Source organism: Salipiger sp. 1_MG-2023 (assembly GCF_030547555.1).
GTDB lineage: Bacteria > Pseudomonadota > Alphaproteobacteria > Rhodobacterales > Rhodobacteraceae > Salipiger.
Window position 1 is genome coordinate 25704 of record NZ_JAUOQN010000048.1, and the last position, 10846, is coordinate 36549.

Annotated in this window: 14 protein-coding genes and 1 other RNA gene; 3 read left to right on the forward strand and 12 right to left on the reverse strand. The window is 64.9% G+C overall.

From position 1 onward, the window contains the following. Positions 1 to 24: 24 nt before the first annotated feature. Positions 25 to 897: a LysR family transcriptional regulator gene (locus Q4543_RS18640; protein ID WP_303440777.1), complete on the reverse strand. Its 873-nt coding sequence runs from the start codon at positions 895 to 897 to the stop codon at positions 25 to 27. A 125-nt stretch (positions 898 to 1022) separates the two neighbouring features. Here Q4543_RS18640 and Q4543_RS18645 point away from each other — a divergent pair, with 125 nt between their 5' ends. After that, positions 1023 to 1232 (forward strand): DUF1127 domain-containing protein, encoded by a 210-nt coding sequence (locus tag Q4543_RS18645; RefSeq protein ID WP_303440779.1) that lies wholly within the window; start codon positions 1023 to 1025, stop codon positions 1230 to 1232. A 133-nt stretch (positions 1233 to 1365) separates the two neighbouring features. Beyond that, positions 1366 to 2103 (forward strand): Bax inhibitor-1/YccA family protein, encoded by a 738-nt coding sequence (locus Q4543_RS18650; protein WP_303440781.1) that lies wholly within the window; start codon positions 1366 to 1368, stop codon positions 2101 to 2103. A gap of 89 nt (positions 2104 to 2192) precedes the next feature. Here Q4543_RS18650 and Q4543_RS18655 read toward each other — a convergent pair whose 3' ends face one another. The 10 genes from Q4543_RS18655 to Q4543_RS18700 form a co-directional block, all read right to left on the reverse strand. Next, positions 2193 to 2795, reverse strand: coding sequence for an aminotransferase class IV family protein (locus tag Q4543_RS18655; RefSeq protein ID WP_216005302.1), 603 nt, complete (start codon positions 2793 to 2795; stop codon positions 2193 to 2195). Further along, positions 2792 to 3925, reverse strand: coding sequence for an aminodeoxychorismate synthase component I (locus tag Q4543_RS18660; protein ID WP_303440784.1), 1134 nt, complete (start codon positions 3923 to 3925; stop codon positions 2792 to 2794). The genes Q4543_RS18655 and Q4543_RS18660 overlap by 4 nt, the downstream gene beginning before the upstream one ends. An 84-nt stretch (positions 3926 to 4009) precedes the next feature. After that, positions 4010 to 4177 (reverse strand): 50S ribosomal protein L33, encoded by a 168-nt coding sequence (rpmG, locus tag Q4543_RS18665; protein WP_021098674.1) that lies wholly within the window; start codon positions 4175 to 4177, stop codon positions 4010 to 4012. Positions 4178 to 4283: 106 nt separating this feature from the next. Continuing rightward, an RNA gene (rnpB, locus tag Q4543_RS18670) (RNase P RNA component class A) lies at positions 4284 to 4726 on the reverse strand. Between the two features lie 41 nt (positions 4727 to 4767). Beyond that, a complete protein-coding gene (locus Q4543_RS18675) occupies positions 4768 to 5478 on the reverse strand; it encodes an alpha/beta fold hydrolase (protein WP_303440789.1) in 711 nt (236 codons plus the stop codon). A gap of 115 nt (positions 5479 to 5593) precedes the next feature. Further along, positions 5594 to 6589, reverse strand: coding sequence for an ester cyclase (locus Q4543_RS18680; protein WP_303440791.1), 996 nt, complete (start codon positions 6587 to 6589; stop codon positions 5594 to 5596). Positions 6590 to 6706: 117 nt separating this feature from the next. Next, positions 6707 to 7144, reverse strand: coding sequence for a VOC family protein (locus Q4543_RS18685; RefSeq protein WP_303440802.1), 438 nt, complete (start codon positions 7142 to 7144; stop codon positions 6707 to 6709). A 5-nt stretch (positions 7145 to 7149) separates the two neighbouring features. After that, positions 7150 to 7887: a carboxylesterase gene (locus Q4543_RS18690; protein ID WP_303440793.1), complete on the reverse strand. Its 738-nt coding sequence runs from the start codon at positions 7885 to 7887 to the stop codon at positions 7150 to 7152. Between the two features lie 242 nt (positions 7888 to 8129). Beyond that, on the reverse strand, positions 8130 to 8870 hold the full coding sequence (locus Q4543_RS18695; RefSeq protein WP_216005297.1) for a YebC/PmpR family DNA-binding transcriptional regulator: 741 nt from the start codon (positions 8868 to 8870) through the stop codon (positions 8130 to 8132). A gap of 170 nt (positions 8871 to 9040) precedes the next feature. Beyond that, on the reverse strand, positions 9041 to 10105 hold the full coding sequence (locus Q4543_RS18700) for an Mrp/NBP35 family ATP-binding protein (protein ID WP_303440796.1): 1065 nt from the start codon (positions 10103 to 10105) through the stop codon (positions 9041 to 9043). A 234-nt stretch (positions 10106 to 10339) separates the two neighbouring features. Between Q4543_RS18700 and Q4543_RS18705 the strand changes: the two genes are divergently transcribed. Then, the gene (locus Q4543_RS18705; protein ID WP_303440798.1) at positions 10340 to 10558 is read left to right on the forward strand and encodes a DUF1127 domain-containing protein; all 219 of its coding nucleotides are present in this window, start codon (positions 10340 to 10342) and stop codon (positions 10556 to 10558) included. Here Q4543_RS18705 and Q4543_RS18710 read toward each other — a convergent pair. Then, the coding region (locus Q4543_RS18710) for a hypothetical protein (RefSeq protein WP_303440800.1) at positions 10546 to 10846 on the reverse strand (301 nt) is incomplete at its 5' end. The two genes, Q4543_RS18705 and Q4543_RS18710, sit on opposite strands and share 13 nt — an antisense overlap.

The window sequence follows — 10846 nt, forward strand, 5'->3', positions numbered from 1 at the left end:
CGCCGCCCAGCCGAAAGAAAAGCCCTACTGCGCCGCGATCTCGCCGCGCCCGCGCAGGCAGCCGAATTCGGCGCGCAGCATCTCGACCAGCGGGTCAACGATGCGCGAGCGCGCCCCCGATGCATAAAGGCAGATCTTCTGCGCGCCCAGCTCTGGCAGCACCCCCGGCGCGATCATCTCGAAATGCGCCGGCGCGTGGCCTTCAAGAACCGGGGTGACCGCCAGATCGGCGCTTACCGACACTTCGATGGTGCGGTCGCTCTCGCTGTCCACGGCCAGCTCCCACGCCGTGCCCTCGCGGTCGAGCAAGGCCGCCGCAACGGGGCGAAAGCCGCACCGGCGCGAAAACGCCACCCGCAGCGGGCGCGCCTTCCACGCAGTGCCGCCCGGCGCGCCGTACCAGCGCAGCGGCACCTCGAGCAGCGCCTCCGCGCCCGGGCCGGGGCTGGCCTCGGTGGTCAGGATCACATCAACCGCACCGCGCCCAAACTGCTCTTTGAGCTCGGCGGAATAGGAGCTGAGCAGTTGCAGGCGCACACGGGGAAAATCGCGCCGCATCGCCTTCATCACGCGCGGGATCACCGGGTAGATGATGTCATGAGGCACGCCGAGCACGATCTCGCCTTCCAGATCGGCGTTGGTCAGGCGTGAATAGATCTCGTCGTTCAGCTCGATCATGCGGCGGGCATAGGTCAGCAGCTGCTCTCCGGCGGGGGTCAGGCTGACACCGCGCCCGGATCGGTCGAGCAAGGACAGATCCAGCAGCTCTTCGAGCCGTTTAAGCTGCATCGACACCGCCGATTGCGTCAGGTTGAGAAATCCCGCGGCGCGGGTCACCCCGCCCGCATCGGCGACGGCGACAAAGGATCGAAGCGTGGTGATGTCGAGATTGCGCATGGATCGAATTTCGTGATGGGGGGCGTCAGGAATGGTCGTTTTACTGATGGGTCTGGAACCAGCATATCCATCACACAACCACATGAACAGCGGAATACTCATCACCAATTGTGAAGGAACCCATCATGCTTCGTGACGCCGCCCCATCCATCACCCTCCCCCGTCGCCGCAGCGCATTGACCACGCTGCTGCGCTGGTCTGCGATTGCCCGTCAGCGCCGCCAGCTTGCCCGTCTGGATGACGCCGCCCTGCGTGACATCGGCCTGTCCCGCGCCGATGTCGCAAACGAGCTACGTCGCAAGCCTTGGGACACCCCGACGCATTGGAAGCGGTGACGCCATCCCCTGCATATTCCGCCGGAAACAGCGCGTTTCGTTGGGTTTGAGCCTTGAAATACCTCCTCGCTCTGCCAATATCGGTAACGAATATTACGGACTTCCCTAATCCGCACACAGCTTGGAGGCATAGATGGCTCAATACAGAACAATCCGGACCGCTGCCGGGACGACCGCGGCCCAGATTGACGAAGGTCTGCGCACGCATATGAGCAAGGTCTACGGGACCATGTCCATCGGCATGCTCCTCACCTTCGCGGTCGCATGGGCCGTAGGTACGAGCCCTGAACTGCTGAGCGTGTTCCGCGACCCGATGACCCTGTCGCCGAACATCCTTGGCTACATCGTCATGTTCGCCCCGCTGATCATGATCTTCGCCTTCGGCGCGATGATCAATCGCCTGACCGCCGCTGCCGCGCAGGTGTTTTTCTACGCCTTCGCCTCGGTTATGGGCCTGTCACTGTCGTGGATCTTTGTCGCCTTCACCGGCTTCTCGATCGCGCAGGTGTTCCTCGTGACCTCGATCGCCTTCGCGGGTCTGTCGATCTTTGGCTACACCACCAAGAAAGACATCTCGGGCTGGGGATCGTTCCTGATCATGGGTGTCATCGGTCTGCTGGTGGCGTCGATCATCAACATCTTCCTTGGATCGCCGGCGATCATGTTCGCCATCTCGATCCTTGGTGTGCTGATCTTCGCCGGTCTGACCGCCTATGACACGCAGAACATCAAGAACACCTACCTTGAGCACGCCGCGCATGGCGACAGCGAATGGCTGGGCAAGGCCGCCATCATGGGCGCGCTGAACCTCTACATGAACTTCATCAACATGTTCATGTTCCTGCTGCAACTGATGGGCAACCGCGAGTAATCAATCGCTACGCCCCGCGACATACGCCCGCCGGCCATCTGGTCCGGCGGGCTTTTTCATGCCTGATCGCTTGCGCCGCCACCGATCCGTCAGGCCAGTACCGCCGGCATCAGCCCGCGCAGCGAATTGCCGATCCACAGCTTCTCGGCCCGTTCCAGATCATGGCGCGTGAGGATCTCTTCCTTGACCTCGCCGGTGCACAGCAGGCTTTCGCGCAGCACCCCCGGCAGCAAACCGCTCGACACCGCGGGCGTCAGCTTCTGCCCATTGATCTGCAAGAAGACATTGCTGATGCTGCCCTCGCACAGCTCGTCTTGCGTATTGAAGAACAGCACCTCGTCGATCCCCGCCGGCCGGCTTGCGTAAGCATCGTCATACAGCGCCCGCCGCGTGGTCTTGAGCCGCAGGAACGGGTCACGCGGGTCAAGCCGCTGCGCCGACACCAGAACCCGGCTGAGCACCGGCAGCGCGCCCAGCTCGAAAGGCTGGGATGTCATGGCCACGCTGCCATCCTGCGCCACGCTCATGCGCAGCCGCAGCGGCGCATCGCCACCAATCTTGTTGAGCGCCCGCAGCACCGCCACAGGATCGTAGTCGAACCCCAGCACGGCGCAGCTGCGCTGGCAGCGCGCAAGATGCAGCCGCTCGCGCACGATGCCCGAATGCGGCAGCCACAGCATGGTCTCGATCACGCGGAGCGCGGGATCAGTCCTGTCACGAAGCGAGATTTCCAAAGTGCTTCCTCGTATTCCGCCTCACAGAGACTGTCATGCACGATGCCGCCACCGATCCCCATGAGCGCGCGCCCGGGCGCTGTCAGGGTCAGGGTGCGGATCGCAACGTTGAACGAAGAGCGCCCATCCGGAGCGGCCCAGCCAATGGCGCCACAATAGGCGCCCCGGCGCCAGCCCTCCAGCCGGTGAATCGCCTTCATCGCGGCAATCTTGGGCGCACCGGTGATCGAGCCGCAAGGAAAGATTGCCTCGAATACGCGCGATATATCAAACGGCGCGTCAAGTTCGGCCGAAACCCGGCTGACCATCTGGTGCACCGTCGCATAGGTTTCGACCCGCAGCAGATCCGGAACATGCACCGACCCGATGCGGCTGATCCGTGACAGATCGTTGCGCATCAGATCGACGATCATGATGTTTTCGGCCCGGTTCTTGATGTCGCTGGCCAGCGCATCGCGCAGCGCGTCATCATCCGGCCCGGTGTCGCCGCGCGGCGCGGTACCCTTCATCGGGGCGACGGAGATGTGCCCCTGCGCGTCGGTGCGAAAGAACAACTCGGGCGAGCGCGACAGCACTTCGTGGCCGCCAAGCCGCAGGAACGCCCCGTGCCCGACCGGCTGATGCTGGCGCATCGCCTGCCAGAGCGCCTCGGGAGTGCCCTCGAATGCCACCTCGACCGGCATCGTCAGATTGACCTGATACAGATCGCCGCGGCCGATCATCTGCTTGATCTGATCAAAGCTTTGCGCATAGCGGGCGCGATCCCACAGCGGGGTGACCGCGCGCACCTGCGCCGTGCCTTCCGGCTGCGGCGTGGCAATCGGCGCATCGAAGATGCCAAAGCACAGCAGCGGTGTGTCCGGTTCAAGCAGCCCTGACAGCGACGGCTCCAGCGCGAACCCCAGCTCGTAGAATGCGATGCCCGCGATCCACGCGCCGTCGCGCCGGGCGCTGTCCAGCCGCTTGAGCGCGGCGCGCGCCGAACTGGCATCCTGCGCGGTGATGATCTCGCGCGGGGCCTTGAACAGCGCGGCGGTGCCGCCCGGCCCATCCTCGACAAGGATCCTCTCCTGCAGGTCTGGCGTCATGTCCGGCCTGGCCTTTACACAAGCAAAAGACCGCGCGGCCATGGGCGTCGCGCGGCCTTCGTCACTGTCGCGACGAGGCAGATCTTACTTGATCTTGCCTTCTTTGTACTCGACGTGCTTGCGCACAACCGGGTCGTACTTGCGCACGGTCATCTTCTCGGTCATCGTACGTGCGTTTTTCTTCGTCACGTAGAAGTGGCCCGTGCCCGCCGACGAGTTCAGGCGGATCTTGATTGTGGTGGGCTTCGCCATGTTTCTTCTCCTGCAGCGGTCCCGCAGTGTTGCAGGGGCCGTGAAATCTCTTGAAGTCGCCTTTTACTGATCCGGGCACCCGAGTCAACCGGGAATGGCGGATATAATGCGTGGAGGGCCTGTAAGCCGGATTCTGTTCCCGGGGTTGCCCCCGTTCGGCGACCATTCCTCTAGGCGCACGATTGCCCGCGCGCTCTAGCTGCCAACCCGGACGTCTCGGGCCAAAGCTGCCCTGCGGCGATATCCCCGAAAGGATCATGCCCCGCGCGACGTCCCTATTTGGCGTTGCTCCCGGTGGGGCTTGCCATGCCACCCCCGTTGCCGGGGGCGCGGTGGGCTCTTACCCCACCGTTTCACCCTTACCGTCGCAGTGCCCTTCGTTTGGCCTCGGGCGAACCCTTGGCGCACCTCCGGTGCGACGGCGGTCTGTTTTCTGTGGCGCTTTCCGTCAGGTTGCCCTGCCCGGGCGTTACCCGGCACCGATGCTTCAGTGAGTCCGGACTTTCCTCCCCCGATCCTGCGATCGGCGGCGGCCGCCCGGCCCTCCACGCATCGTCCACATAGGCGCGGGTGGCAGGGGCGTCAATCGTTCAGCGCAGCAGCAGCGGCTCGGCCATCCAGTCGCGGATCGCGTCGGCCACCGCCTCGGGGCGTTCGAGCATCGGCAGGCGGCCCGCTTCCTCGAGCACCTCAAGCCGCGCACCGGGGATAAGATCGGCCAGAAAGCTCTGCCGCTTCACCGGGTGCTGCGCGTCTTCGAGGCCGCACAGGATGGTGGTTGGCACCCGGATCTTGCGCAGCGCGCTTTGCTGGTCGCGGCGGCGCTGCATCATGCGCACCTGCCGGGTCAGGATGTCGATGCCCTGCCCGAGGGCCATGTCATCGAGCAGCGCCTGAATCTCGGCGCGGTAAGGGCCGTTGTAGAGCGCAGCCGCAGGGATCAGCGCCCGCGTCGCATCCAGCAGACGCCCGGCGCGCGCCTTGATCAGCAGCGGATCAAGCGCCGCCGCCTGCGCCGGGGTCTCGCCCATTGGCGAGGCGTTGATCAGCATCAGCCGCGTCACGCGATCGGGGGCGCGGCGCTGAAGCTCCATCGCGATCGCGGCGCCCAGCCCGACGCCGGCCAGCGCAAAGCGCCGCGGCAGCACGTCGAGCAGGCCCGAGGCCACTTCTTCGACCCGCTCACCAGCCGAAATCGGCGCCACCATGACCGCCATGTCGCGCGACAGATCGGCAATCTGCGGCCCCCAAAGCCGGGCATCGCACATGACATCGGGCAAGAGAACCAGCGCCTCAGCCATGCCTGTCTCGTGTTGTGCCACTCATGCGCTGCCCCAGTCTGCCCGACCGCAACCTATCAGAGCAGGGGGCGATGGAAAGCCGGAATGCGCCGCGCTTACCGAAGGATGATCGGCGTCATTCCGCCGCCATCGCACGGCTCTGGATCGGCGCGAGACCGGAGGCGTGGATCTGCATCCAGATCGCCGCCTCGTCATACAACGTCCATTCGCGGCGGATGCCGTTCGGGCCGAATTCGGCGTGGCTGATGCCCATCACATGCACCATCGCCCCGGTGGGCTTGCCGAACGCGCCCCAGCCGTCGTGGCGCCCGCTCAGCGACCAGCGCAGCGCGGCGCGGGGCGGCATCAGCCGGTCTTCGCGCCCGGCGCGGTGCTGGATCTCGAACTTTGCCGAGGGGAAAGCCGCGCGCAGCCCGAACCAGAACCGCTCTGCCGCGCCCGCGCCTTCGGCGATGACGCCGCAGGGATAGCACAGCCGCGCCGCCGGGTCGTATTGTTCGGCAATCTCCGAGAAATCATGCGCCATGATCCGTTCCAGCACCCCGGCAAAGGCCATGCCCCACTGGTTGCCATTGCCGCTGCCGGTATAGGGGCCGGGCTCGTCGATGCCGGGGTGGAACGGCCCACTGTCCGGATCGCCCGGCCGCAGCCGCGCCCGCGCCCAGCCCTGCACATTGATGCCAAGCTGGCGCAGGATCGCGCCGGTGTCGCGCACCGCCCATATCTCGGAAATCCGGTTATCCTTGGCGTAGATGTCGGTCAGCACCCGGAACCGGATGCGCTTGCCCGTGGCGGCGCCGAACACGCCAGCCCCATCGTGACAGCCCTGCATCAGCAGCCGCTGCGAGCCCAGCATCCCAACGCGCCCATTGCCTGACCAGATCACGTCTTCGGAGCGCGAGGCAAGATCCGGCATCGCCGCCAGCAGCTCCAGCGCATCGGCGCGCAGCGCATCGGCGCCATAGCCCAGCCCCTGAGCATTGCGCAGGATCAGCTGCGGATGACAGACCCCGGACAAGGCCGCCTCGAGCCCGCGCCGGTTCCACGTCGTTTCTGCCACCCGGCGCAGGAATTCCCCAAAGCCGAGATCGTCGCTGTCCTGTCCGCGCATCGCGCCCTCCTGGCAGTGAGCCGAGGGCGAACCTGCCCCCGGAAGCGATGGCCGCAGCAGCCCTCGCCCCCGCACAGTTGCGCAAAATTCTTGATAAATCGTTCCCGACCGCCGGGATCAGTCGCCCGGATAGCCCTGCCAGCGAAACGCGCCATCCGAACTGCGCAGCGGCGAGAAAGGATTATGCGCGATTTCCCAGATATGACCTTCGGGATCGGCAAAATAGCCGTGATAGCCGCCCCAGAACACCTCTTGCGGGGGTTTGAGCACCGTTGCGCCCGCATCTTCCGCAAGGCGCATCAACGCATCGACCTCGGCGCGGCTGGGCACGTTATGGGCCAGTGTCAGCCCGCCGTGCCCAAGGCTGTCCATCGGCACGCCGATGTCTTCGGCCAGCTTTTCAAGGTCGAACAGGCCCAGCGTCTGGCCCAGAAGATCAAAGGCCACCACGCCATCAGGGCCCTCGGCACGGGCAAGGCCAAGCGATTCGTAAAACGCCGTCGCCCGCGCCATGTCGCGCACCCCCAGCGTGATCAATGAGATCCGCGCCTCCATCCCAGTCATCCCGCCACCTCGGTGATCGCGGCCTCGATCAAGGCCAAATTCGCCGGCTCTGAAAACCGGTGGTCGGCCCCTTTTACCAGCAGCAGCCGCACATCGTCTCCGTCGATGTGATCGAGCAGGCGCAGCGCGGTGTCGCGGCTGACGGCCTCGTCCAGCGTGCCCTGCAGCAGGCGCACCGGGTAGGGCATCGGCAACGGCTTGCGCAGCACCAGCTGCCTGCGCCCGTCTTCGATCAGCCGCCGGGTCACCGCGTAGGGCTCACCATAGTCCGAGGGGCGATACCAGACGCCGCTGTCCATCATTTCGGCTTTCTGCGCATCGGTCATTTCGGACCAGAAGCCGTCTTCGGTGAAATCCGGCGCCGCGGCGATGCCGACAACGCCCGCGACCCGCGCCAAACGCTGCGACAGGAGGCAGGCGATCCAGCCGCCCATCGACGAGCCGACCAGTACCAGCGGGCCCTGCGTCACCGCCTCGATCACCGCCTGCGCGTCAGCGGCCCAGTCGCCGATGCAGCCATCCTCGAACCTGCCGCCCGACTGGCCATGGCCGGAATAATCCAGCCGCAGGAAGGCGCGGCCCTGCGCCTTGGCCCAGGCTTCGAGATGCACAGCCTTGGTGCCCTCCATGTCGGATTTATAGCCCGACAGGAACACCACGGTCGGCCTGGCGCCGGGTGTGAAGGCATAGGCCAGCCGGGCGGTCGGCCCGTCGAGATGGGAAATGGCGCTCATCTGTCTCTCCGTCTTTGCGGCAGAGACTGGACGCGGCGCCGGCGGAGGGCAACCCCTGCCCGCCGCGCCAGACCTTCACGTCTCGGCGCCGCCTGCGCCCCGGCGACTGGCCCCCAAAATGCCGGTCTCTGAATCTTATTCGCCCGCTTCGGGCCCCGATAGCCGGAAGATCAAAGCCCCCCAAACGCAAAAAACCCCGGAGCACAGGGTCTCCGGGGCCTTCGATACATGGGACGCCGGGCTTAAAGCTGCGCCATGACCTCGTCGGAGGCTTCGAAATTGGTGGTGACGCGCTGCACGTCGTCGTCATCTTCGAGCGCATCGACCAGCTTCATCAGCGTCTGCATCGAGTCGAGATCCAGCTCCGTCGTGGTGGTCGGCTTCCAGATCAGCTTGGTGGTTTCCGACTCGCCCAGTTCGGCCTCGAGCGCGGTGGCAACCTCGTTCAGATCGGTGTCGGCGCAGTAGATCACATGCGCCTCGTCGTCGCTTTCGACATCCTCGGCGCCAGCCTCGATCGCCGCCATCATCACCGTGTCCGCATCACCGACGGAGGCTTTATAGATAACCTCGCCCTTGCGTTCGAACATGAAGGCCACCGATCCGGTCTCGCCGAGGTTGCCGCCGTTCTTGGTGAAGGTCGAGCGCACGTTCGACGCGGTACGGTTGCGGTTGTCGGTCATCGCCTCGACGATGATCGCCACGCCATTGGGGCCGTAGCCCTCATAGCGGATTTCCTCGTAATCCTCGCCGTCGCCACCGATCGCCTTCTTGATGGCGCGCTCGATGTTGTCCTTGGGCATGGACTGGCTTTTCGCTTCCTTCACCGCAAGCCGCAGGCGCGGGTTCTTTTCCGGGTCCGGATCGCCCATCTTGGCGGCGATGGTGATCTCTTTGGAGAATTTCGAGAACAGCTTGGCGCGAACCGCGTCCTGGCGGCCCTTGCGGTGCTGGATGTTTGCCCATTTGGAATGGCCGGCCATGAGTGCCTCTTGCCTTATATTACAGTGTTGGAAAACTCGCCCCGCGCTATAACCGAAGCGGGCGGGTCCGCGCAAGCCCGCTGCTCGGGCCCGCGCAAAGACACATTATATATATAGGCGCGTTTCGACGCGGAGAAACTGGTTCAAGGGTGAACCATTTTGTTTAACGCCTAAACGACCCCGCCCTGGATCATTCTATCCGCCAGCCGGGCGTAGGCCTGCGACATCACCCCGTCGCCAAGCGCCACCGGGCGACCCGCGTCGCCGCCAAGCCGGGTTTCCAGATCGATCGGCAGCGCGGCAAGCAGCGGCAGGCCCAGCCGATCCGCTTCGGCCTGTACGCCGCCCTCTCCGAAGATGTGGTATTCGTGGTCGCAGTTGGGGCAATGGAACAGCGACATGTTCTCGATCAACCCCAGCACCGGCACCTTGAGCGAGGCAAAGGCATCCAGCGCTTTCTTGGCGTCGATCATCGCCACGTCCTGCGGGGTCGACACCACGATGGCACCGGCAAGATCGCTTTTCTGGCCCAGCGTCAACTGCACGTCGCCGGTGCCGGGCGGCAGGTCGATCAGCAGCAAGTCCAGTTCGCCCCATTCGACCTGCATCATCATCTGCTGAAGCGCCCCCATCAACATCGGGCCGCGCCAGATCACCGCCTTGTCCTCGGGCAGCATCAGCCCGATGGACATCAGGGTCACGCCATGCGCCTGCAGCGGGATGATGGTCTTGCCATCAGGGCTGGCGGGGCGCTTGGTCAGCCCGAACATGCGCGGCTGCGACGGGCCGTGGATGTCGGCGTCCAGCAGCCCGACCCGTTTCCCGGCCCGCGCCAGCGCCACGGCAAGGTTCGACGACACGGTGGATTTGCCCACGCCGCCCTTACCCGAGCCGATGGCGATGATGCTCTTGACCCCCGGCGGGTTCATCCGTTCGGCCTGCGGCTTCATGTGGCCGCCCATCTTCAGCGAGGGAGCCTTGGGCGCCGGGCCATGCGCGGTGAGCACGGCGCTGACCGTGGTCACGCCGGGCAGCGCCCGCACCGCCGCTTCGCTGGCAGCGCGCACAGGCTCGAGCGCGCGTGCCGACTCGGGGTCTGGCGCGTCGATGACAAAGCGCACATTGCCGCCATCGACGGTCAGGGCACGAATCAAATCCGCGGAAACCGGGTCTCCGCCGCCCGGCAGGGCGACTCGCTCAAGCGCGGCCTTCACCGCTTCGACAGTCGCGGTCATGAATATTCCCTTCCGTTTTTGCAGACCTACGTCACGTCACCATGCGACTGTTGCAAGGCTCACACGGGGTCTGCCCAATTGTTATACTTAACGCCCTGAAAACGCTGTGCGGAAGGCCCAAAACTCCATGCGCGTCACGCATAGCGGCATTGAGGTTCCGCGGGATTGTGCAGTTGCAGCAATTGCCCCAAGTTAGCGGCAACACAGCAACGTATGAACAGAAACGAGACAGCAATGGCAATCGCAACCGACAACCGCACAGCCGCTCAGGATGGTTTCGCAGGTAGCATCGCCTCGCTCTTTGCAGGCTTCCGCGAGCACATGGAGCGCCGCAAGCTTTTCCGCGCGACACTGCGCGAACTGAACGCGCTGAGCAACCGCGAACTGGCCGACCTCGGGCTGAACCGCTCGATGATCCGTCGCATCGCATACCAGGCCGCCTACGAGGCCTGAGACAGTTTTCGTTTGAAGGTCTTTCTCCTCCTCCCTGAGACCTTCGAACTTCGGCGACAACCCCACTCCTCCTCCCAGGGGTTGTCGCCAGCCAGACGCGGACCCACATGGTCCAGTAGATCGAAGACCTTCTCCTCCCTCGGGTCTTTCGAGAAAGCGACGCTGCCTCTCCTCCTCCCGGGCATCGTCGCAACCCTACATCGGGCCTGATCGGCCCAACGCATTCGGAGCCCCCTCTCCTCCTCCCTGGGGCCTTCGATAGCGCGGCGGTTCCCCTCCTCCTCCCTA